The sequence below is a fragment of the Paenibacillus ottowii genome, from assembly GCF_006874425.1.
GTDB lineage: Bacteria > Bacillota > Bacilli > Paenibacillales > Paenibacillaceae > Paenibacillus > Paenibacillus ottowii.
The window spans coordinates 164,572-188,465 of the sequence record NZ_VIJZ01000004.1; the positions used below are offsets into that span (position 1 = coordinate 164,572).

At 45.5% G+C, this 23,894-nt stretch carries 23 protein-coding genes; 14 read left to right on the forward strand and 9 right to left on the reverse strand.

Annotated features, from left to right (window positions below; translation table 11 throughout):
* The first annotated feature begins 4 nt into the window (after positions 1 to 4).
* The 7 genes from hemY (at position 5) to FKV70_RS10890 (ending at position 8,260) form a co-directional block, all read left to right on the forward strand.
* A complete protein-coding gene (hemY, locus tag FKV70_RS10860) occupies positions 5 to 1,450 on the forward strand; it encodes a protoporphyrinogen oxidase (RefSeq protein ID WP_142612843.1) in 1,446 nt (481 codons plus the stop codon).
* Positions 1,451 to 1,587: 137 nt separating this feature from the next.
* Positions 1,588 to 3,015, forward strand: coding sequence for a CapA family protein (locus FKV70_RS10865; RefSeq protein WP_142612844.1), 1,428 nt, complete (start codon positions 1,588 to 1,590; stop codon positions 3,013 to 3,015).
* 81 nt (positions 3,016 to 3,096) lie between these two features.
* Entirely contained in the window at positions 3,097 to 3,867 is a 771-nt protein-coding gene (locus FKV70_RS10870; RefSeq protein WP_064796162.1) for a glycerophosphodiester phosphodiesterase, read from the forward strand.
* Between the two features lie 38 nt (positions 3,868 to 3,905).
* Positions 3,906 to 4,529, forward strand: a complete 624-nt coding sequence (locus FKV70_RS10875; protein WP_142612845.1) for a fumarylacetoacetate hydrolase family protein — start codon at positions 3,906 to 3,908, stop codon at positions 4,527 to 4,529.
* Between the two features lie 207 nt (positions 4,530 to 4,736).
* Positions 4,737 to 5,543: a DUF92 domain-containing protein gene (locus tag FKV70_RS10880; RefSeq protein WP_142612846.1), complete on the forward strand. Its 807-nt coding sequence runs from the start codon at positions 4,737 to 4,739 to the stop codon at positions 5,541 to 5,543.
* Between the two features lie 68 nt (positions 5,544 to 5,611).
* Complete coding sequence (locus tag FKV70_RS10885) at positions 5,612 to 6,190, forward strand: TetR/AcrR family transcriptional regulator (protein ID WP_142612847.1); 579 nt, start codon at positions 5,612 to 5,614, stop codon at positions 6,188 to 6,190.
* A gap of 120 nt (positions 6,191 to 6,310) precedes the next feature.
* A complete protein-coding gene (locus FKV70_RS10890; protein WP_142612848.1) occupies positions 6,311 to 8,260 on the forward strand; it encodes an ABC-F family ATP-binding cassette domain-containing protein in 1,950 nt (649 codons plus the stop codon).
* A gap of 86 nt (positions 8,261 to 8,346) precedes the next feature.
* Here the strand turns inward: FKV70_RS10890 and FKV70_RS10895 are convergent, their stop codons facing one another.
* From FKV70_RS10895 to FKV70_RS10915, 5 genes are all read right to left on the reverse strand, one after another.
* The gene (locus tag FKV70_RS10895; protein WP_142612849.1) at positions 8,347 to 9,384 is read right to left on the reverse strand and encodes a M42 family metallopeptidase; all 1,038 of its coding nucleotides are present in this window, start codon (positions 9,382 to 9,384) and stop codon (positions 8,347 to 8,349) included.
* Positions 9,385 to 9,397: 13 nt separating this feature from the next.
* Positions 9,398 to 9,811, reverse strand: a complete 414-nt coding sequence (locus tag FKV70_RS10900; RefSeq protein ID WP_063213034.1) for a LapA family protein — start codon at positions 9,809 to 9,811, stop codon at positions 9,398 to 9,400.
* Between the two features lie 56 nt (positions 9,812 to 9,867).
* On the reverse strand, positions 9,868 to 11,664 hold the full coding sequence (pepF, locus tag FKV70_RS10905; RefSeq protein WP_142613102.1) for an oligoendopeptidase F: 1,797 nt from the start codon (positions 11,662 to 11,664) through the stop codon (positions 9,868 to 9,870).
* Between the two features lie 198 nt (positions 11,665 to 11,862).
* Entirely contained in the window at positions 11,863 to 12,051 is a 189-nt protein-coding gene (locus FKV70_RS10910; RefSeq protein WP_016819720.1) for a hypothetical protein, read from the reverse strand.
* 7 nt (positions 12,052 to 12,058) lie between these two features.
* A complete protein-coding gene (locus FKV70_RS10915; RefSeq protein WP_014599632.1) occupies positions 12,059 to 12,292 on the reverse strand; it encodes a hypothetical protein in 234 nt (77 codons plus the stop codon).
* A gap of 173 nt (positions 12,293 to 12,465) precedes the next feature.
* Here FKV70_RS10915 and FKV70_RS10920 point away from each other — a divergent pair, with 173 nt between their 5' ends.
* The 5 genes from FKV70_RS10920 to FKV70_RS10940 all read left to right on the forward strand — a co-directional run bounded on the left by FKV70_RS10920 (position 12,466) and on the right by FKV70_RS10940 (position 16,848).
* Entirely contained in the window at positions 12,466 to 12,663 is a 198-nt protein-coding gene (locus tag FKV70_RS10920) for a cold shock domain-containing protein (RefSeq protein ID WP_013370483.1), read from the forward strand.
* 208 nt (positions 12,664 to 12,871) lie between these two features.
* A complete protein-coding gene (locus tag FKV70_RS10925) occupies positions 12,872 to 14,287 on the forward strand; it encodes an MATE family efflux transporter (RefSeq protein ID WP_142612850.1) in 1,416 nt (471 codons plus the stop codon).
* Positions 14,288 to 14,438: 151 nt separating this feature from the next.
* Positions 14,439 to 15,518 carry a tetraprenyl-beta-curcumene synthase family protein gene (locus FKV70_RS10930; protein WP_142612851.1) on the forward strand — a complete coding sequence of 360 codons (1,080 nt, stop codon included), beginning with the start codon at positions 14,439 to 14,441 and terminating at the stop codon, positions 15,516 to 15,518.
* Between the two features lie 23 nt (positions 15,519 to 15,541).
* Entirely contained in the window at positions 15,542 to 16,513 is a 972-nt protein-coding gene (pfkA, locus tag FKV70_RS10935; RefSeq protein ID WP_063213030.1) for a 6-phosphofructokinase, read from the forward strand.
* A gap of 125 nt (positions 16,514 to 16,638) precedes the next feature.
* The gene (locus FKV70_RS10940; RefSeq protein WP_063213029.1) at positions 16,639 to 16,848 is read left to right on the forward strand and encodes a DUF3906 family protein; all 210 of its coding nucleotides are present in this window, start codon (positions 16,639 to 16,641) and stop codon (positions 16,846 to 16,848) included.
* On the opposite strand, the gene FKV70_RS10945 is transcribed toward FKV70_RS10940, so the two are convergent.
* The 4 genes from FKV70_RS10945 to FKV70_RS10960 all read right to left on the reverse strand — a co-directional run bounded on the left by FKV70_RS10945 (position 16,845) and on the right by FKV70_RS10960 (position 20,984).
* Positions 16,845 to 18,215, reverse strand: coding sequence for an MATE family efflux transporter (locus FKV70_RS10945; RefSeq protein WP_142612852.1), 1,371 nt, complete (start codon positions 18,213 to 18,215; stop codon positions 16,845 to 16,847). The genes FKV70_RS10940 and FKV70_RS10945 overlap by 4 nt on opposite strands.
* Before the next feature lie 191 nt (positions 18,216 to 18,406).
* Entirely contained in the window at positions 18,407 to 19,585 is a 1,179-nt protein-coding gene (locus tag FKV70_RS10950; RefSeq protein WP_142612853.1) for a putative glycoside hydrolase, read from the reverse strand.
* Between the two features lie 216 nt (positions 19,586 to 19,801).
* Positions 19,802 to 19,990, reverse strand: a complete 189-nt coding sequence (locus FKV70_RS10955) for a hypothetical protein (protein ID WP_014599634.1) — start codon at positions 19,988 to 19,990, stop codon at positions 19,802 to 19,804.
* Between the two features lie 172 nt (positions 19,991 to 20,162).
* On the reverse strand, positions 20,163 to 20,984 hold the full coding sequence (locus tag FKV70_RS10960) for a YitT family protein (RefSeq protein ID WP_063213026.1): 822 nt from the start codon (positions 20,982 to 20,984) through the stop codon (positions 20,163 to 20,165).
* A gap of 326 nt (positions 20,985 to 21,310) precedes the next feature.
* On the opposite strand from FKV70_RS10960, the gene cshA reads away from it, so the two are divergent.
* The gene (cshA, locus tag FKV70_RS10965; protein WP_064796152.1) at positions 21,311 to 22,885 is read left to right on the forward strand and encodes a degradosome RNA helicase CshA; all 1,575 of its coding nucleotides are present in this window, start codon (positions 21,311 to 21,313) and stop codon (positions 22,883 to 22,885) included.
* Positions 22,886 to 23,109: 224 nt separating this feature from the next.
* Complete coding sequence (locus FKV70_RS10970) at positions 23,110 to 23,871, forward strand: YesL family protein (protein ID WP_064796151.1); 762 nt, start codon at positions 23,110 to 23,112, stop codon at positions 23,869 to 23,871.
* Positions 23,872 to 23,894 lie beyond the last annotated feature (23 nt).

Consider the following 23,894-nt stretch of genomic DNA (forward strand, 5'->3'; position numbering starts at 1 on the left):
CATAATGGAGCAAAAAGTACGAAATATTGTAATTGTAGGCGGAGGCCTGACCGGGCTTAGCACTGCTTTTTATGCACGGAAAATGTATAAAGAAGCCGGCTATACACCTCGAATTACGCTGGTGGAGAAAGCCCCTGTACTGGGCGGCAAAATTGAAACATTGCACAAAGATGGCTTTGTCATTGAAAAGGGGCCAGATTCTTTTCTGGCCCGTAAAACGGCCATGATTGACCTGGCCAAAGAGCTGGAGCTGGATCATGAACTGGTAAGCACAAACCCTGAGGCTAAAAAGACATATATTTTGCATGAAGGTCAGCTTCATCCGATGCCTCCTGGGCTGGTGCTGGGCATTCCAACAGAGCTGAAACCATTTTTACGTAGTGGTTTAATCTCTTTAGGTGGAAAAATGCGGGCTATGATGGATTTTGTTATTCCGCCTCGACGTGAACCTGGAGATGAGGCGCTGGGTGATTTTATTGAACGCCGACTGGGCAAAGAAGTGCTGGAAAATGTAACTGAGCCACTGCTGGCGGGAATCTATGCTGCCAACATGAAGACGCTAAGTTTGCAGGCTACTTTTCCACAGTTTGCTGAGGTGGAGCAGCAATACGGAAGCCTCATTCACGGGATGAGGACAGGGCGGAAGCCAACTGAAACGCATACAGGTACGAAGAAAAGCGCCTTTTTGACTTTCCGTCAAGGCTTGCAAAGTTTGGTGCATGCATTGCTGAATGACTTGTATGACTGTGATTTACGCACCGGAATTGCTGTTACACAATTCACAAAGACGGCGGGACGTGAAGAAAGTCCCTATCGTGTGATGTTGGACAACGGGGAGACGCTGGAGGCAGACGATATTTTTATAACGACTCCTAACTTCGCTGCTGCCCCGCTATTGCGAGAGCATATAAATGTGGCTGCACTGGAAGCTGTAAAATATGTATCCGTAGCGAACGTAGTCATGGCCTTTGATAAAACAGATATTGAGAACGTTTTTGATGGCTCCGGTTTTCTGGTTCCTCGCAAGGAAGGTCGCAGCGTGACCGCATGTACGTGGACGTCCGCCAAGTGGCTACATACCAGCCCGGACGATAAGGTACTGTTGCGTTGTTATGTAGGGCGTGCAGGAGCTGAGGAAACAGTAGAATTACCGGATAATGAGCTGATTGCGGTGGTACGTAAGGATTTGAAAGAGATGATGGGAGTTACAGCAACTCCGCTGTTCACGGAGATTACCCGTCTTCGTAACTCCATGCCGCAATATCCGGTGGGGCACCCTCAGGCTATAGCTGATCTGCGGGAAGAGCTACGCAGTGCGATGCCAGGGGTGTACGTTTTAGGCGCTGGCTATGATGCGATCGGTTTGCCGGACTGCATTCGTCAGGCCAAGGAATGGGCCTCCAATGCTGTTCAAGCGGCACAGCAGGAAGCCGTCAAGGTACAGGTGTAAATCTTAAGTGATGAACCCTTCGCGATTCAGGCGAGGGGTTCTATTTAGATTGAAATCTGATATATAATGGAGAAGGTGTAAAATTCGCCAGCTAATAAGGAATGCATGCATATGGAAAAGCATAGAAGGAGTGAAGAATGTACCCTCCCAGGTCACAGAGAAATGAAGGTCGGAAGAGAACAAGAAAACCAAAAATAGGCAAGGCATGGATCATTACGAATCTGGTCCTGCTGTTCATGATTGTAGGTCTTTTCGGTTATTATTACATATTTGAACGCGATAGTAGTGGTTCTCTTGCGGACAACGCCGAGTATTCGCAAACTAAAAAGAACACCCATACGGAATCTGCTAATGATGATAAGAACTCTATTCCCTTAGTTAGTGAAAATGTGAATGAAACGAAGCAATCGACTATTCCAGACACAAACAGTCGTCCTGTGACTACCCCCGACACGAATGCCTCTGAAGGTAGCTCTTTAGAAACAAACTCATCACCGGAAAAAGAGGGGCACGCACAGGAGAATTCGTCCAATAAGGATGTAAACAACGATGATGATACACCCGTCGAGAAGAGAGGAGCGGAGGACGTCAAACCACCGAACACGGACGATGCAAAATCCCCAGCAGTTACACTTCACTTCATAGGTGATGTGCAGTTTTCAGGTAAGGTTGAGCAGAGGCTTGAGCAGAAGGGATATGATTTTCCATACCAATATCTCGGGAGTATGTTTCATAAAGACGATCTGACGATTGCCAATCTGGAAACACCGGTGACTACTAATGGCGTCAGTGCGTTAAATAAAACGTATGTGTATAAATCTTCGCCTAAGGCGCTAACTGCAATGGCGGCGGCAGGGATCGATGCTGTAAATTTGGCCAACAATCATATTTTGGATCAGGGGACGAGCGGATTACTGGATACCCTGAAATATTTGGATGAAAAAGGTATAGCTCATGCTGGAGCCGGACGCAATGCACAAGAAGCGTATGCACCGCATTATTTTGAACGCAATGGGATTAAAATTGCGTTGTTAGGGGCTACACGTGTTATGCCTGAAGCCAACTGGAATGCGGGTGCCAAACAGCCTGGTGTAGCAGGGGCCTATGATTCGACCGCTATCGTAAATTCCATTCGAGAGGCACGAAATCAGGCTGATTTGGTCATTGTGATTGCCCATTGGGGCAAGGAGCGGGCTACGGCGCTTGAACCTCATCAAACCGAGTTATCACACGCTTTTATTGACGCCGGGGCCGATCTTGTCGTTGGCGGGCATCCTCATGTGCTGCAAGGGATGGAGCACTATAAAGGCAAATGGATTGCATACAGCACAGGCAATTTCATTTTTTCTAAATCAACGGTACCAGCCACTTGGGATACAGCGATATTTCAGGCCACCTGTACCCGCAACGGGGCTTGTAAGATGAAGCTAACCCCTTACCGAGCGGAGCTAGGTCAGCCGATCCCATTGAAAGATGCAGAGGCCAGCAAAATCTTGCAGAGAGTAGCGGCACTGTCACCAAAACATATCTCGGTAGGTGTGGATGGGACGGTAAGCACTCAGTAGATGTAAGCAAGCAATGGTTAATAGGAGTATGGACAAAACGATCGTATAAGATACTCCTTTGTGGAGGGAGGTCATAGCGGGATGGATCATTTGTGCGTGGCACACCGTGGTTTCTCAGGGGTTGCTCCTGAAAACACGATAGCAGCCTTTAAGCTTGCGCTGGAGCAGCCTTTTGTGCACTGGATTGAACTGGATGTACAGCTATCAAAGGACGGTGTTCCGGTGGTCATTCATGACTTTACCCTGGAGCGAACGACGAACGGTATGGGACGAGTAAAGGATACAGATTGGAAAGACTTGCAACGACTTGACGCAGGTAGCTGGAAACATGAACAATATCACGGGGAACCTGTTCCTTCCCTCGCCCAAGTGCTTGATTTATGCAAGGGACGTGTATCGCTCAATATTGAGCTTAAAACTGCTGGTGATATGTATCCGGGACTAGAAAAAGCCGTCCTTCGTGAAATTGTGATGAGAGGGATGGAGGGCGAGGTGGTCTTAACCTCTTTTGAGCGTACGGCACTGCGCCGAGCAAAAGAGCTGGCACCTGACATCCGTACTGGACTGATTATTGATGCGCGTCCAGACGATTTGGCAAAGCAATTAGAAAATCTGCAATGTTCTTTTTTATCTATGGGCTATCCACGGTTGGACCGAAAGCTTTTGAAAGATTTAGCCTCACGCGGTATTACGGTCATGGCGTGGACGGTGGATGACCGGCGTATCATGCGGAGATTGTCCTCATTGCATCCTGAATTGATGATTTGTACCAACTGGCCGGATCGCTGGGAGCAGGTTTTTTTGCTTTCCAAGCCCCGGATATGGCACTATATACGTAAACTTATTCGTTAATCAATTGGACTACATACGCGGAAGGGTGACGGATCATAATGAGCGTGGAAATTCGTAATGTTTATTGTGTCGGACGCAACTATAGGTTGCATGCAGAGGAACTGGGAAATGATGTTCCCACGGAACCGATGATTTTCTTGAAGCCATCTCATGCAGTTGTGCCGCTGGATGGTGCTACGCTGGAGCTTCCTCAAGGTAAGGGAGATATTCATTTTGAAACTGAACTGGTTGTCGCTGTGGGACGTAACTACGAACCAGGCATGACCGCAGATGCGTGTCTGAACGCTTTTGCATTGGGGATTGATTTTACCCTGCGGGATGTACAAAGTACGCTTAAGAAAAAAGGTCATCCATGGACTGCTGCCAAAGGCTTTAAATCGTCTGCACCTGTGACACCGTTCTTGCCTTTAGAGAGCTTGGACATGCTGGAACAGCAGGATTTTTCCTTGTTCAAAAATGGACAAGAGGTGCAGCGTGGGCATGTCAAAGATATGATCTTCTCCATCCAGCACATCGTTGAATATATAGCGACTCATTATGGACTGGGTGAGGGGGATATTATTTTTACAGGCACTCCAGCGGGTGTAGGGCCTACTGCGAGCGGGGACCACTTTGAGCTTTATTGGGGGAGTGACCGTCAGGGGAGCTTTACCATCGGCTAAATCTACAGCCGGCATTAACGAAGAGGATTTAAAAAACATGTTCTTGGTGGTTGGAGGTATAAGTAACTCCCGCAGGCAAGCCTTGTGAAGGCCGTGTTCTGTGCGAAAGCATGGGACACGGCTTTTATATAAGCGTACAGCATTGTACAATGTTATACAGAACGATAAGCGAAAAATAGAGATTCATCTCAAAAGCGGGGGTATATCATGGATTGGATCATCGGATTGCTTTCTGCTGCTGTGGTGGCGGGGGCTGCATTTTATAAAAAATCCTTAACCTTATCCGGCTTTGCTGCAGCTGTACTGATGGGAACGGTGTATTATGGAGCGGGCAACCTGTTTTGGTTTGGAACATTGCTCTTATTTTTTATCACATCCACCTTATTGTCGAAGTTCAAAAAGGAGCGCAAGGCTGAGCTCGAAAAATCGTATGCCAAAACAGGCAATCGAGATGCAGGGCAAGTGTGGGCCAATGGAGGATTAGGCATGCTGCTATGCCTAGGTTATGCGATATGGCCTCATGTTGCCTGGCAACTGGCATTTGTCGGTGTTATGGCTACGGTCACATCCGATACGTGGGCAACGGAATTTGGAAGCCTGAGTCGTAAGCCGCCCCGTTCAGTGCTTACCGGGAAGGTACTGGTACCAGGAACCTCAGGAGGAGTATCTGTATTGGGAACGGCTGCGGCCCTGGTCGGTGGCATACTGATCGGAATAGGCGCCTGGGGCTTTGGACACGCCGTAGAAATGCCGGCATTGCCGTTATGGCTGTGGGCACTGATTGGGGGAATATCCGGCGTTGCCGGAGCCTTTGCCGATTCCTATCTTGGTGCTACGGTGCAATTGATGCGCTTCTGCCCAGTTTGCAAACGGGAAGTTGAAGTAGACTCGCATTGTGGACAAACGACAGTCTATCTGCGAGGCTGGCATTGGATGAGCAATGATCGGGTGAATAGCATTAGCTCTATTTTCGGAGGATTGGTCGCTCTTGTAGGCATTTTCTTTATACTCTGAACATGGGCTTGAAGATCTGTTTTAGGAAATAACTGCGTGCTTCAATCATGGTTTCAGGAGGTGCAAAGATGGGGGATATGCACGGAGATAAATATGAAGCTATTATAGACGCCGCTTACACTGTCTTCGGCACCAAAGGTTTTTATGAAAGCAAAATTTCCGAAATTGCAGAACAAGCGGGTGTGGCTAAAGGCACGGTATATTTGTACTTTAAAAGTAAAGAGCAGCTATTTACAGCAGTCACTCGTAGAGATTGCGAACAATATCTATCCGAAATGCAAGGTGCATTGGTCAATCGTACTTTGGGAGAGGGACTGCTGCGAATGGCCCATTTGCATCTTCATTATTATTACCAACGCAAGCAGCATACTAAATTATTTTTTATGACTCCCAATAGTGACCCTGATCTCATGGAGTTCATGCGGGGATTTATTCAAGATTATACCGATCTGGTCAAAAATAAACTGGCGTCAGCGGGTGTGCCGCAGCCCGAATTTCATGCAAAGGCATTCATTGGTATGCTCGAACGCTTAAAAATGGATATTTTGTTGAATCCAGATTTCCGTGAAGGTGACGTCGATCAGACAGCTGCATTGGCAGCTAACTTATTTATGCATGGCTGTGAAGCCGGAATCCAAAAATCATGACATGTTGTTCCTAAAAACCGTACTGGCTTGTTCAGCTAACGGTTTTTTTAATCATTGGCTGTGTCTGTGTTAAAATAAACAAGATGCATCACAAATTCGGGGAAGAGTAGGGAATCTGTAATGAATATTATGACCGTTGAACATATAACAAAAAGCTATGGCGAGAAAATGTTGTTCGAGGATGTTTCCTTTGGTATGGATGAGCGTGACAAAATAGGGGTTGTTGGAGTAAATGGTACCGGAAAATCGACGTTTTTACGTGTAATCTCCGGCTTGGAGCCACCAGACGATGGCAATATTGCAGTAAACAACGATGTGCGAATTCAGTATCTGGCACAAAATCCGGAGTTTGATCCCGAGATGAAGGTACTCCAGCATATTTTCCATGGCAACCAGCCTGAAATGAAAGCAGTGCGAGAATATACGGAAACCATGGAATTACTGGAATTGAATCCGGGGAGCGAGGAGCTCCAAAGCCGCCTGTTGCGAGCAAGTCAGCAGATGGATACGTTCCAAGCATGGCAGCTGGAGAGTGAGGCTAAAAATATACTAACCCGACTGGGGATCACCCAGTTTGAGTCTCGTATGGGCGTTCTCTCCGGGGGACAGCGTAAACGGGTTGCTTTGGCTGCGGCTCTGATCCAGCCCTGTGAGCTGCTCATTCTGGACGAGCCTACCAACCATATTGATAATGAGTCCGTTGCGTGGTTGGAGCAATATTTGCAAAAAAGACGCGGTGCGTTGTTAATGATCACGCATGATCGCTATTTTCTAGATAGAGTTGCTAATGTCATGTTAGAGCTGGATCATGGTCGCCTGTTCCGTTATGAGGCTAACTATACTCGGTTTCTGGAACTGAAGGCAGAACGCGAGGAACGGGAAGCGTCTTCGGAGCAGAAAAGGAAGAACCTGCTGCGTAATGAGCTGGCCTGGATTCGCCGAGGAGCAAAGGCTCGTTCGACCAAGCAGAAAGCGCGTATTGATCGATATGAGCAGCTTAAGGATCAGCAACCGGAAGCTCGTTCTGGATCTGTAGATATGTCCGTCGCTTCCACACGTCTGGGTAAAAAGATATTGGAGATTGAGCACCTGTCCAAATCGGTAGATGCCCGTCAGCTGATTCAGGATTTGAGTTACATTGCGGTTCCTGGTGATCGCGTGGGCATTCTGGGGCCTAACGGTAGTGGAAAATCCACTCTGCTTCAAATGATTGCCCAGCGTGTAGAACCCGATTCCGGGAGTGTTGTACTGGGACCGACTGTGAAGCTTGGTTACTTTACTCAAGAACATCAGGAAATGAACGAATCCTTGCGTGTCATTGAATATATTAAGGAAGAAGCCGAAGTGATTCGTACGGCCGACGGATCGACGATTACAGCTGCGCAGATGCTGGAGCGTTTTCTGTTTGCTCCAAGCGCGCAATGGACGGTTATTTCTCGGCTGTCCGGGGGCGAGAAACGCCGCTTATACCTGCTACGTGTCTTAATGTCCGCACCGAATGTACTCTTACTGGATGAACCGACAAATGATCTTGATATTCAGACCCTGTCTGTTTTGGAAGATTATCTGGATGACTTCCCGGGCGTAGTTTTTATCGTTTCGCATGATCGTTATTTCCTGGATCGGACTGTGGACAAAATACTCGCATTCGAAGGGAATGGGCAGGTACGTATACATGTGGGCGACTATAGCGAGTATGCAGAATGGATCAGTAAAAATGCTCCATCTTCTGCAAATGCATCTGACTCGACGGGTACGACTTTCTCGAATCGCTCTTCTACATTTAAGTCTGCGGGTTCTTCCGAATCAGTCAAGGGGACAGGTAAAACCAAGCTTAAATTTACCTTTAAGGAACAGCGGGAATATGAGCAGATTGATGAGCTGATTGAACAAGCCGAACAGAAATTGGCTGACATTCAACGACAGATGGAGGAATCTTTCAGCGATTCGGCACGGTTGCAGGAGCTTATGGCTGAGCAAGCGCAGGCCGAACAGCATCTGGAGTACCAAATGGAACGTTGGACTTATTTGAATGAGCTAGCCGAGCAAATTGAACAAAGTAAATCTTAACCATACAAAAGCAAGTCTCCATTTAGAATGGAGGCTTGCTTTTTTGTAGAAGTATGTGTACCTGTTTTCCATGCAGCGTAAAGTGATTAGGCTGTGACATAAGCCGCGAGCAGACGGGCAGTGTTCACTACGGCCAGCTTATGCGTGCGCTCCATTGCGTGAGAGGCGTGTACGCCAGGCCCAATCAGGGCAGCACGAATGTTATTGCCTGCTTTAAGCGCAGCCGAAGCGTCCGAACCATAATGCGGATAAATATCTACCGCATACGGAATATTCAGCTCCTTGGCCAGCTCAATCAGACGGGTCGTCATATTATAGTCATAAGGACCAGAGGAATCTTTGGCGCAGATAGAAACATCAGTTTCCTTGCAGCTCAGATCCTCACCTATGCAGCCCATGTCGACAGCAATCAGCTCATTGATTCCTTTCGGTATGTATGCCGCTCCGTGCCCTACTTCCTCATAGTTGGAAATGAGCAATTTAACGGTATGTCGAGGCTTCCAGCCCCCATGTACAGCCGATTCCAATAAACCAAACAGTGCCGCTACGCTAGCTTTATCATCCAAGTGCCGTGATTTGATAAATCCACTAGGCGTTACGACCGGGCGCGCATCGAAGGAAATAAAATCGCCCACTGCAATACCGAGCTGAAGCACGTCTTCCTTCGACTCGACAAGCTCGTCAATCCGTACCTCCATATGGCTCTCCTTGCGTTCATAGCTTCGTGCATCATCATAGACATGCACGGATGGATGGCTTGACAGGATCGTGCCTGTATACGTTTGTCCGCTTCGGGTATGAATAAGGCAGTATTCGTTCTCGATACTGTTCATCATGAAACCGCCCACAGATGTCAGGCGTAAGGTTCCTTGCGTTGTAATCGACCGTACCATCGCCCCCAAGGTATCCACATGCGCGCTGAGCGCTACAGTACGTTCCTTTTCTTGACCTTCCAATGTCAAGATAGCACCGCCTTTAGCATTCCATTCAATGGGTACCCCTAGGTTTTCGGCTTCCTTACGAATTAGCTCCATTACATGATGTGTGTACCCGCTAGGACTAGGCGTGTTCAGCAGCTGATTCAAAAAGCTCATGATATAGTGTTCATTTAATTGAATTGTCATTTGTTGCTCCTCCTCATTTGGACAACCGATCGGGGTTAGAGGACGGTTGCTCTATACCTGGGTCGGATGTAGACAACGTGCCAGTCGTGTCATCGGACACATTTGCATATGCTTCCACTGCGGTTGTGTGCTCTTCTTGTAGGGTATGCAGCTGATTAGTTAGACGTTTGATCTCTCTCTGAAGTCTATATTGACGGAAAATACCGAAAGAACCGACAATAAGTCCACCCAGAAGAGTGCAACCGAGAATAAGCAGAATCAAAGGAATGCTAACCCTGCTAAACAGAAGGTTCACTTGAACCGAATTGACATTAATAACAGCAAAAACAGCTGTTAACAAAGCTATAACAAGTGCAGCGATCAAAGACCATTGTGTTTTCAAAATGCCACCTCCTCCCGTTACATTATAAAATCCCTTGTCCGCCATGGACAAGGGATTTATCCGTGCATCTTTTTCATGCGGGATTCTAAGTGTGCACGGTTTTACTTTCCTTCAGTTAGCTTTTCCATTTCCGTAATGACTTCCTCAAATACACTCATCGCTTCGCGAATCGGCTGTGGTGAGGACATGTCAACGCCAGCCTTCTTCAAAATATTGATTGAATAATCACTGCCGCCGCTCTTTAGGAAGCCTAAGTAACGGTCAACAGCTGGCTGGCCTTCTTCCAGAATCTGTTTTGAAAAACTGGTTGCGGCCGAGAAGCCAGTAGCATATTTGTAGACATAAAAACTGTTATAAAAATGAGGGATTCGTGCCCATTCCATTTCTATGTCTTTGTCTACTTTCATGCCAGGCCCGTGATATTTTACATTCAGATCATAATAAATCTCCGATAAAAGCTGCGGTGTAAGGGATTCTCCCTGTTCAGCACGCTCATGTACAATCTTCTCGAATTCCGCAAACATCGTTTGACGGAATACCGTTGTCCGGAATTGGTCCGCATAGTAGGTGAGGAGGTACATTTTCTCTTTTGGATCGGTAGATTTGTTCAGCAAGTAATCCATCAGCAAAGCTTCGTTAGTAGTGGAAGCCACTTCAGCCAGGAAGATGGTATACTGTGCATCCCGGTACTTCAATGCGTTGTCTGAATAGTATGAATGCAGCGCATGCCCCATTTCATGCGCAAGCGTGAACATGCTGTTCAGATTATTTTTATGGTTCAGAAGAACATAAGGATGGGTGCCATAAGCTCCCCAGCTATAGGCGCCTGTACGCTTATTTTCATTTTCGTATACATCAATCCAGCGCTCGTCATAGCCTTTTTGCAATGAAGCCAGATAGTTCGCGCCCAGAGGCTTAAGACCTTCTTTGGTTTGCTTTTTGGCGTCCTCATACGTAATGTCCATCTTGTATTCGTCCACAAGTGGAGCGAATAAATCATACATATGAAGCTCATCCACACCTAACAACTTTTTACGCAACTTAATATAACGGTGAAGCAGGGGCAAGCTTTCGTGAATGGTATCAATAAGGTTCGTATACACTTCCTTCGGAATATTATCACCATATAGTGACATCTCCAGTACGGAAGGGTATTTGCGAACACGAGAATAAAAAATATTTTTGTTCACATTGGCACTCAATGTAGAAGCAATCGTATTTTTATTTTTGGCATACGTGTCATATACCGCTTTAAAAGCACGTTCACGTACTTCGCGGTGTGGACTTTCGAGAAATTGAATGTAGCTGCCATGAGTCAGCTCGACCTCTTTGCCATGCTCATCCTTGATTTTTGGAAACTTCAAATCCGCGTTGTTGAGCATGCCGAAAATTGTTTGCGGGGCTTGAGCCAAATTGCCCACCTGAGCGAGCAGGGCTTCTTCTGCTTTGCCTAGAACATGTGCTTTCTCCCGCTTCATCTCTTGAAGCGTAAACTTATAGTCGGAAAGCTTCGGATCTGCAATAAAGGCATCAAGCTGTTCATCCGGCAGTGCCAAAATTTCAGGTGTGACGAACGAAAGAGACTCGCTGACTTCTACGCCTAGCTTTTTGGCCTTTTGCGAAAGCCCTTGATATGTAGGTTCAGCCGTATCTTCATCATGATGAAGATGGGCGTACACATATACACGCTCAGTTTTGAGCGATAGCTCATCTTCGAGTTTAAAGCAGTCGCCAATTGCTTCAGCTGAATTGAGCTTGCCCTGAAATTGAGCAGCCTTTTTAGCTAATTGTTTGACTTCTTCGTATTCTTGATCCCATGCCTTGCGGTTGGGGAACAGGTCTTCCAGTTTCCATGTATTTTCCACTGGCGCATCAGCGCGTTTTACAATTTCACTCATGGAGAGCCTCCTCTGATCGAACGTAATGTGGGATAGGGCTGCGTTGGTAAGGGACGGATGCCAAAACGAAGAAACCGCCACGCTTGCCGTGAGCAGCAGGGCAAGAGGTTTTACAGGATGCATGTAACGGCATATCCTCCTTATACCATGGCTTGTTATGCCATAGTATGACCTTTTGCCCCTGAAAGTATAATTTTCCTACTGTGGGTTGGAACCTATATTTAATAAGCTGTATACAATAAGATAAAAGGCAAGGCAAATCATGATTACGGCAGTGAGGGCCATCCACTTCTTGAGAGGAGTCGGTATCGTTTCCCGCTTCATGATCAGCACTCCGCCCAGCGTGAAGGCCAGAATAATGAAGATGAGATAGCTGTTGGACACCATGAATAGGCTATACCTGTTTGAAAGCGTTCATGATCCGCTGCCATTCTTCCTCATTATCTTGAAAGGACTGCTTGGGAAAACGATTTTCGGCCCAATGCATCAGCGCTGGACGGCTCAAAAATGTATGGGCTTCCTCGCCCCAATCATCGGATATTTCCCGCAGAACGATGTAACGGCCCTGCACCTCGACAGTCATCATATTCCACTTGTCTTTTTTGTATATTTCGTGTTTTTTCATCATATGCATGTCTCCGATTTTATAGATGTTTTGGTTCATGATACCGCAGTTTCCGCCGCAAAAGCAAATCATTCCAGACCCTAAAATCCGGAAAAACACCAATTGCAATGTGAAAAAGCATGAAGTATAATATGGATATTCGCCATAGATGGCGGTATTTTTAGGAGGTTGTTCACTTGAAAGGTACAGTTAAATGGTTTAACGCAGAAAAAGGTTATGGCTTCATTCAAGTTGAGGGTGGCGAGGATGTATTTGTACACTTCTCCGCAATCCAAGGCGACGGTTTCAAAACTTTGGAAGAAGGTCAAGAGGTTGAATTCGAAATTACTGAAGGTAACCGTGGACCACAAGCAGCTAACGTAATCAAACTGTAAGTGTAACTGAATTGTAAGAAATGTTCCGTTTTTACGGATGTCTTATATATTACGGTTAAACGATGAATTGAGAGCGCAGTTCCTTAAATTTAAGGAACTGCGCTTTTTTGCGTAAAAACATTTATCATTTGAGAAGGTTGAATTGGAATAGGGTATTATACGTAATAAAACGAAGTATGAGTTATTTTAATTTGAAGGAGTTGAGAAAATGAGTGCAGCAGAGGCTCATCGTAAGCCTTCCCTGATTGAAGGTCCCATTGCCAAAACGCTGTTTATGTTCTCTTTGCCGATGCTGTTCGGAAACATTTTGCAGTCCTTGAATGGAACGATTAATTCAATCTGGGTTGGAAAGTTTCTGGGAGAAGCTGCGTTGACTGCCGCTTCAAATGGAAACATTATAATGTTTTTTCTGATCAGCTCGATTTTTGGGGTCACCATGGCGGCTACGATCCTGATCGGCCAAAATATCGGAGCGGGTGACATAGCAGAAACGAAGCGTGTAGTAGGTACAAGCGCTGTCTTTTTCCTGGTGCTCGCTGTTGCTATAGGTGTTATTGGGTTTGTAGGCTCACCTTGGATTCTTCATGTGCTCAATACCCCTGCCGAATCGGTGGATATGGCGATCACGTATACGCGCATTATTTTCGCAGGTATGCCCTTTTTGTACGGCTATAACTACATCATGACCGTAATGAGGGGGGCTGGAGATTCCAAAACACCGTTTTATTTCCTGCTCGTTTCCGTCGTACTGGATGTGCTACTCAACCCGCTATTTATATTCGGATGGGGACCGATTCCTGCTATGGGCATCGGAGGCTCTGCTGCAGCTACCCTGATTGCCCAAGGGATCAGCTTTGTGTTGATTCTCATTTACCTATATCGTGTAAAATATTTTTTGCGCATTACATCTTCAGAGCTATACTTGCTTACATTTGATTGGAAGATTATTTGGACCCTTATCCGTAAGGGAGTTCCAATGGGATTACAAATGATTGCTGTTTCCACCAGTGCGATTGCTTTAATGAATCTGATCAACGGCTACGGGACAGTTGCAGCGGCAGCCTACACAGCAGCCAACAATTTATCCAGCTATGTGCAGATGCCGGCTATGGCGTTAGGTGCAGCCGTATCTTCCTTTGCCGCTCAAAATATCGGTGCCGGGCGCTGGGATCGAGTGCGCAGGACAACTTGGATTGGGATTGTGTATAATTTTGTATTGACTGGTGGGGCAGTCATATTCATTTACGTATTTAACCGTCAAGCCTTGCTGATGTTTCTTCCTTCAACAGGAGGGGCATTAGAGCTGGGAATGCATATTAATCTGATTACTTTGTGGTCTTTTGTAATATTCGGTATTACCAATGTCATTACAGGCGTTGTTCGATCTACGGGTTCTGTAATGATACCGCTTTTAATTACCATTATTTCATTATGGGGTATTCGTATACCTTTGGCCTATGCATTAGTCGACGAGTATGGTCTGGATGCTGTATGGTGGAGCTTCCCTGTTGGATTTATAATTTCAGCCGTAGCAGTTATTTTTTATTACGTTTTCGGAAAATGGAAGCAGGCTAGCATGGGAGAGGGGAAGCAAGATGTGAAGCTGGCAGAGGATAAGGTATAGATAGGACATTTCTACTACAATATCTCATTTTTCTTGAATATTAAAAGAAAAAAGTGAGGTTGTTCATTTGTGCTAAAAGGTCGATCATATTATAATGAATATGGTTTGGATAGGTATAATTACGTAGACAACAATGTGGAGGCACCGTCATTTGAGTTATGATGAGCAAGGACGTTATCAAGTACCGAGAGGCCCCATAGGTCTAATGAGCCGAATGTACAAGCACATTCTCCCTGAAACGAAACGAGAACTGAGTAACTGGAAGAGCAAGGCCGAGCAAATTCCGGACCCTGAGCTGAGAAGCCAGGCGCTTGCGAGCATAGCAGAGAAGACGTTTCACTGCGTGGGGGGAGCGGTTTATGCCGCAGCCAATATGTCTGACCGGCAGATACTCATTCCGTTGATTGTGGCGTACCAGACGATTAGCGATTATCTGGACAACCTGTGTGATCGCAGTACGTCGATGGACGCGGATGATTTTAGGTTGCTGCATCAGTCTATGCTGGATGCGGTTAATCCGGCGGCTAGGCCAGTGAATTATTATGAGTTGCGTCGTGAGCAGGAGGATGGCGGTTATTTGACTGGGCTGGTGACAACCTGTCAGTCTTGTGTAAGCAGGCTTCCGGGCTATGAGGCGGCAATGCCTTACGTTCAGGATTTGGCGCGATTATACACGGATTTGCAAGTATACAAGCATATTAAACCCGAGCTGCGGGAACAAGCGCTTTTGGACTGGTGGTCGATTCATAAAGACCGTACGCCCGAGCTGCGCTGGAACGAGTTTGCTGCGGCTACTGGCTCAACCCTGGGGGTCTTTATGCTGTTTCTTGCTGCCAGCGACCGGCATCTCACAGATGCGGGGGCTGCCTCAATACATGCATCGTATTTTCCACATGTGTGCAGTCTTCATATTTTGCTGGATTATCTAATCGATCAAGACGAAGACCGGAAGGGCGGAGATCTTAACTTTTGCAATTATTATGAAGATACCGACATGATGCTGGACCGGATCGCCTACGTAGTGAATCGGGCGCGGGCTGATATTGCAGATGTCCCTGCCAGCTCCTTTCACCGGATGATAATCGAGGGATTGCTGGCTTTATATTTATCCGACCCCAAAGTTAATGAGCAGCAGGATGTTCGCGCTGTTTCGAGACGTTTAATGAAAAATAGTCCGCTCATGCGTCTGTTTTTCCTATTAAACAGTCGATGGATAAGAAGGCTTATATGATTATTTTGAGGAGGTCATAATTCATGACAGCAGTTAAGAAAATTGCAGTATTAACAAGTGGTGGAGATTCACAAGGGATGAACGCAGCAGTTCGCGCCGTTGTGCGCAGCGGCTTGTATTTCGGATTGGAAGTCTTCGGGATTCAACGTGGCTATCAAGGTCTGCTGAACGATGATATTTTCCCGATGGACCTGAGAAGCGTCGGAGATATTATCCAACGTGGGGGTACTGTACTTCAATCTGCGAGATGCCTGGAATTTACGACAGAAGAAGGACAGAAGCGTGGCGCTGAAATTTTGCGTAATCGTGGAATTGACGGCGTAGTCGTCATTGGTGGCGACGGTTCTTACCAAGGGGCTAACAAACTGACCAAGCAAGGTATCAAAACCATGTGTCTTCCAGGGACAATTGACAACGACATTTCCTTCACAGACTATACTATTGGTTTTGATACAGCAGTTAGTATTGTAGTAGACGCAATTAACAAGCTGCGTGATACGATGTCTTCCCATGAACGTTCTTCCATCGTGGAAGTTATGGGACGTCATTGTGGCGATATTGCTCTCCATGCGGGTCTGGCTTCCGGTGCAGAAACGATCTTGGTACCTGAGGTAGAATTCGACCTGAATGAAGTATCTGAGCGGATGAAACAAAACTTTAAACATGGCAAACGCCACAGTATCATTATCGTTGCTGAAGGTGTAGGCAAAGGCGAAACAGTAGCCAAAGTAATCCAAGAAAACTGTCCAGATTATGAGCCTCGTGTTACAGTGCTTGGACACATTCAACGTGGAGGTACACCAACTGCATTTGACCGTAACCTGGCAAGCCGTTTGGGTGACTTTGCAGTTCGCCAATTGATTGAAGGTGTATCTGACAAAGCTTGCGGAATGATTGATGGCAAGCTGGTAGCTACAGATATTGGCAAGGTTGTAAGTACTAAAAAAGATTTCAACATGGAGCTTTATGAACTGGCCTTGCGTTTGTCCCAATAATAAGAACTTTTTACGTTTATAATTTTAATAAATCGGTTCTGATATGGGAAAAGATTGGGATTATGCGGATGACTTGAGTCATCCGCTATTTTTATAGTTTTGAATAGGATCAGGAGGTAATCACCATGTATTTATTCAAAATAGAAGTGGACAGTTCGGAAGGAGCGCTGACCGTTATTCTTGCTGCTGAGAATGAAGAACAGGCTTTTGAGGAAATTGAACAACATGTGGAGAGACACTTTTTATATCCCCCCAAGCTAAAAGAAGTGGCGATCGTAGAGAAAAAACGAATAACTACGGGCGCAGCATATGTAATCGAGACACGCAAAGACTAAGGAGTCTTTGCGTGTTGTTTTTGTTCGGCAAAACGATGTTGCACTCTAACCAAACGCCAGAGAAGTAAAATAGCACCTACGGCCAGACCTGTAATCAAGCCAATCCAGTAGCCGTAAGGCCCCCATGTGGTCCAGCGTGCGAGTATATAGCCTACAGGAAGTCCAATAACCCAATAGGAGAGGAAGGTGAGCAGAAAAGCCGGATTGACATCTTTATATCCACGCAGCGCTCCTTGGGTTGGTGTAGCGACAGCATCGGATATCTGAAAGAAAATTGCATAGATTAAAAAATGCTGGGCTAATTGAATGACCTGCGGGTCGGTAGAGTAAAGTCGAGCGACTTGTTCACCCCAGATAAGCAGCACAATAGCTGTAATCAAGGATAAGCCCACTGCACTGCTAATGCCCATTACACTATAAGTTTTAGCATCTCGTAGACGGGCAGCTCCTGTTTCATAGCCGACCAGAATTGTAAGTGCCATGCAAATACTGAGTGGAATCATATACAGAGTAGAAGCAAAGTTCATGGCTGCCTGATGAGCGGCTATGGTAGCCGTGTTATAGCTGCTCATGAAGAGAGTGACGGCTGAAAAAACGGCAGTCTCAAAAAATATAGCAAATCCAATAGGTACCCCGATTTTGATAAGCTCTTTCAAAGCACTGGCCGCGATCCCGTATATTTTGCTGAAGATTTGGTATTTGGCAAATATGTTTCCCCGATGCACAGTAATACCAGCAACCAGCATAATAATCCAGTAGGTGGTAGCCGTTGCTACCCCGGAGCCTACACCTCCCAAACGGGGAAAACCCCAATTACCATAAATAAGTAGATAGTTCAATAAAACATTGATGGGCAACGACATGAGTGTAATTAACATGGTGAAACGGGTTTGCCCCAATGCATCCATAAAGCTGCGAAGGACGGTGTAGGCAAATAGAGGAACAACACCGAAGGCCATCGCACAAAGATAGTACAGAGCCACATTATGAACTCTCAATTCCAGATTCATCTCGTTCAATATCGGTTTTACCAGAATGATGCCAGCAATCAATACGACGATGGAGAGGGCGAGAGACAGCCAAAGAGCCTGAATGACATAGTAGGAGACTTTATCTTTGCGCTGTGCTCCGACCAATTGGGATACAATGGGGGTAATAGCCATAAGGATTCCATTCAGGCCTGTTTGTACAGGGACCCACAGGCTTACTCCGATAGCTACTCCAGCCAGATCGGCAGGGGAAAAGTGCCCCGACATATTTGTATCAAAAAAAGTCATGGCAGATAGTGCAAGCTGGGTAATCAGAATAGGGAGCAAAATGTAAAAAAGCTGCTTCCATTTCTGTCCCATGGTTAGAGTCAATTGCATTTTTGTTGTCCTCATTTACTAGGGTTTTTATTTATATATATCATAACATGTAAATTTTATTGTAAGGGATACTACAACAATTGAACAGCAATAAAAAGACTGCGTCCGTTCACCAAACAACGGGGCAGCCTTCGATATAATGATATAAGTTCTAAATTTCGTATATGACTAAGAGAAGTTTAGAGAGATGATTATTTGTAAGTTACCCCGCTTGTATAGCGGTTCGTGGCATTCCAGAGTAAATATTCGTCCACCTTCATGTCCTTAAGTGCTCGAATTTGATCCTCGACTTGTGTTTTCCCATACTTGGCATAATGCCCGCTTCCCAACCAACTTGCGGTAAAATCTTGAATCCACGGGCGAATAATTGGCTTGAGCTTGCCTGTAGGATCAAGTTTTTTGTGTGTATCTACCATGGAGCCTTTGATCGTCTGGTATGGATTTTTGTCTGGGTCTTTTACACCGAACCAGCCTGTCGTGTAGTGACTTGGATAAACCATCGGTGAAATGACATCTACATTTTCGGAGATTTTAGTGAAATCCTGTCCGATCCCCTCGGCCGCAGGAACGGATGCGGCATAACCGAAAATATCTACTGATACCCTCACACCAAGTGGGGCAAGCTCTTTGCGAGCATATTGTACGAACTCAGCGACCGTATCCGAGCGGGATTGGTCTGATTTGGTATATTTCAGTTTGTCTGCTCTTTTTTCAAACCCTTCGGGGAAACGTACATAGTCAAATTGGATTTCCTTAAACCCGAGTTTTGCTGCTTCCTTGGCAATGGCGACATTATAATCCCATACTTCTTTATTATAGGGATTAACGAATCCATCTCCCTTACCGTTTTTCCAGACAGATCCATCGGCATTGCGGAAGGACATCTCAGGATTTTTATTAGCCAGTACCGTATCTTTAAATACGACAATACGAGCAATCGGATAAACATTATGTTTTTTCAATCGGTCCATCAAGCCGGAAATATCCTTAATGAATTTTTGCGGCTTGCCCAATTTCAGAAGCTCGGGGTTGGTCGTTGGATAAGTAATGTAGCCTGCATCGTCCTTAATGTCGATCACCATGGAATTGAGCTCTGTCTTGTCCAGCAGTTCCAACAGTTGGGTCATACGTGAACCGCCTGCGCTATAGGCTGTGACATAGATGCCTTTAATAGACGGTGTGGTCGGCTGTGGGTCAATTTTATCCGGCGGATTGGAGGCATCTACCTTAATGTTACTGTGTTGTGCTTGAATTATCGCGCTGCTGATTGTCGTTGCCACCGTATCTTTTACATTTGGAGCGTTGACTGACTGGTCGCCATTCCCACTTATCCCCATGGCCAATAGCATAATTGCCCAAATCATATTCATTTCTTAACTCTCTCCCTTATGTATGGCGCTTACCTGATTATACGTAAAGTTATGGACTGAAAAACAACACACTTGTAACTAATACTGGCATCATCAGGCATAGTCTTACATGATTAACCTAACTATCGCCCGATGAATCTGTAAATAGGCATAAATAATGCCGCTCTCTTCACGATTGTGGATGCAACCGGAAGAAGCGGCATTTGGCGAAAAAATTTATTGAAGATAGTTGTTGTCTTGGTGCTCACAAATACTGTACTGAATAATTTCTAGCGCATCCGTTGGCTTGAGTATGGACAACCCGTCCCGAAGCACAATCATCGAGTTCAGCTCATTCTTTTTGAGAGAAGGGAGCATTTCCGGGTACCATCTTAAGACAATGTCGGACAGTTTTACCGTTTCCATTTCCACAAAAATCACCCTTTCCTGCTCGGAATCATTCCAAAAGAATCATTCAATACGATTCGGAAAAGCAAAGTGCCTGTGAAATAGCAGGTAAAGCTGGTCTTTATATACTATGGGAACAGCGCACATATAGTGTATCACAAAAACGGTATTTTGACACTTGGGTTTGTGTTTATCTTCGGCGGAATGAACCCATTACTCCAACTGTTTCCACAATATTCACAAAAGCAGCAGGGTCTACTTCCTTAATGATACGTTTTAATTCTACAAGCTCGTAGCGTGTCGTGACAGTCATCAGCATGTCCTTCTCAGTATGTGAAAATGCACCTTCAATTTTTATTTTGCTGACACCCCGTGGCGTGGTCAACATTCGGCTGAGCAGCTTGTCAGTATGCTCTGTAATAATATAGACGGTGATCTTCGTATGACTCACATAGATTTGATCCAACACTTTACCCGTTACAAAAATGGATAGCATGGAAGCCAGTGCAATATTCCAATCATTGTTCAAATACCCTGCGGCGAGAATGACCAGTCCATTTAGACCTACAAGTACAGTTCCGACGGGAAAGTCACGATAGGTGGTGACGATGGAACCGATGATGTCGAAACCGCCTGTAGAACCTCCTACCCGAAAGGAAATTCCAGCTCCAACGCCGACCAATACCCCGCCAAAGACAGAGGCCAGCAGAGGATCAGACACGACAGATTGTACGGGGACCCAGGCCAAAATCCATGTTGTAACGATAACCGATAAAATGCTCAGACTAATAAATCGCTTGCCTAAAATAAACCAGCCTGCAATAAGCATCGGGATATTGATAATAAAGTACATGGTGCTGATATTAAATTTGGTGAAATAGCCGATTAGCATAGAAAGCCCGGCTACGCCACCGCTCAGCAAGTGATGTGGGACGAGAAACAGATTAAAACCGCATGCTATGGCAGCGGCTCCAAGTATGACAGTTAGGCAGTTTAACACTATTTTTAACAACTTTTTTTCACCTCATTTAAATTATACAGAAAGCAACTTACTGGTATTCATGAATTGTTCTGTGCTATAATGCGATGTGGATATTCTTGAGTAGGGACCTATGTCCAGAGAAACACTTAAAATTTAAACTGTTTTAAAAAGGGTAAATTCGTTTAAGATGTATCGGATAGGGTTCCCCGAATTCATTACAGAAACATGCAGTTGTAGATCTAAATAAACTGGCACTGTATTGGGGAAAACTTATACAATAATATCGCTACTTAAGAATACAGACAACATTGTGGATTGTCCACCACATCCACCATTATGAAGGAGTTTGAATAAATTTGACGACATTTGCAGAATTTGATCTTGAACCGAAAGTAATTCAGGCGATTACGGAGTTGGGCTTTGAAGAAGCCACACCAATCCAATCCCAATCCATCCCAATTGCACTGCAAGGCAAAGACATGATTGGCCAAGCCCAAACAGGTACGGGTAAAACCGCAGCCTTTGGTATTCCGCTGATCAACAAAATTTCTAGAAACGATGAAAAAATCAGAGCTCTGATTATGGCTCCAACACGTGAGCTTGCTATTCAGGTGGCTGAAGAAATCGAAAAACTCTCCCGCTTCAAAGGTCTTCGCACTTTGCCGATCTATGGTGGACAAGACATCGTACGCCAGATTCGCGCTTTGAAAAAGAAACCTCAAATTATTATCGGTACACCAGGTCGTTTGCTTGATCATATTAACCGTAAAACCATTAAGCTAGAAGATGTAAACACCGTTGTTCTGGATGAAGCAGATGAAATGCTCGATATGGGCTTCATGGAAGACATTCAGTCCATTCTGAAGCAGGTTCCGGACGAGCGTCAAACAATGCTGTTCTCAGCAACAATGCCTCCTAATATTAAAAGATTGGCTGAGCAATTCCTTAAAGATCCTGAGCATGTATCCGTTATTCCTAAACAAGTTAGCGCCCCACTGATTGATCAGGCCTACATTGAAGTTCCTGAGCGTCAAAAATTCGAAGCGTTGAGCCGTTTGATCGACATGGAATCCCCAGAACTTGCTATCGTATTCGGTCGCACTAAGCGTCGGGTAGACGAGCTGGCTGAAGCTCTGCAAAAACGTGGTTATTCCGCAGACGGTTTGCATGGTGACTTGTCTCAAAACCAACGTGACGCTGTTATGCGTAAATTCCGTGACGGAAGTATTGACGTACTCGTAGCGACTGACGTTGCGGCCCGTGGTTTGGACGTTTCCGGCGTAACTCACGTTGTGAACTTTGACCTTCCGCAAGATCCGGAAAGCTATGTTCACCGTATCGGACGTACTGGACGTGCAGGTAAAGAAGGGGAAGCTTGGTCTTTTGTAACCCCTCGTGAAATTGACCATTTGCATTTCATTGAACGTGTAACTCGTCACCGCATTCCGCGCAAGCCTCTTCCAACATTGGCAGAAGCACTGGAAGGCAAACAACGCATCATTGCTGAACGCCTGCTAGAGGTTGTAGAAAAAGGCGAGCTGAACGAGTACAAAGGTTTGGCTATTCAAATGCTGGAGCAATATGATTCTGTACAACTTCTCTCCGCAGCTCTGAAGCTGATGACTGGTGAGAAGAGAGAAGCATCTATTGAGTTGACTCCGGAAGATCCGATCCGTGCAAAACGTCGTAAACCAGACGTGCGCTCTGGCGGACGCAAGCCTTCCAACTATGGACGCAGCAACGGTGGTTACAATTCCAACCGTGGCGGTAGTGGCAGTAAAGGTGGATACGGAGGTTATAACCGTGGCAAAGAAGGCGGTGGCTACAACCGTGATTCCGGAAGCCGCTATAGCGGGGATCGCAAACCACGCCCGAGCAGCAATGGAGAAACTCGCCGTCCTGCACGACGTGAAGATTCCTCTTCTGAATAATAAGAAATTAAATTAATGAAAAGTCGAAGCTGAATGTCAGCTTCGACTTTTTTATTATGAGATCGAATGTACGAAATTTAAGCGATCTGCTTTAATGGAACACATATGGATTTCACTGGCGCTTTAGGGCTGAAATACGGTATGATATAGTCAGAAGCCGGAATTAACAGGCATAGCAACATAAGTCTTGGAACTGCCAAGGCTTGCGGAGGGAGAGACTGACATTGGAATTTAAAGGAGCTATGGGGGGGATTTACCGCCTAACCGAGTGGATTACCCGGCTGGCGGCTAGCAATTTGTTATGGGTGTTATGTTCGTCGCCTTTTGTATTCTGCCTCATACTGAAATTACTTGTTATGAATCAGAATTTGACGAATGAATCGTTACAAATGAACTGGGCGATGGCTGTTTTGGCACCGCTTACTTTATTTCCAGCAACATCAGCTTTGTTCACGGTGGTTCGCAAATGGGTGATGGGCGATACTGATTCAGGCGTGTTTCGTACCTTCTTTAAAGGATATAAAGAGAACTACAAGCAGAGTCTGATCGGAGGGATCTTTTACACGTTATTGTTTGTCATCATGTACGTGGATTACACAGTATATATGACACAGCTCAGCAACTTGCAAATTGTGGGCGTTATCATGCTGATCCTCATCATTATTTTGCTTGTGTCTATGTTTAACTTCTTTTCGATGGTGGCTCATTATCATATGTCTACCAGACAAATTATTAAAAATGCGGTGTTATTGACGCTGATTCGGCCATTCCGTGTATTTTCCACCATGCTTGGCAGCGCCGTTGTAATATACATTGGAGTTAAATATCCCGTGCTATTCTTATTCTTCATCGGCAGTGTAGTTGCCTGGTTCGCCTTTTTTAATTTTTACGGAACCTTCCTCAAAATGCAGGACCAAATGGAGAAGATGAAACAGAAAGACGAGGAACAGACAAGTATTGAAGACAAGAATAGTGATAACCTCTAAAAATAAAACATATTTCTCCTAGC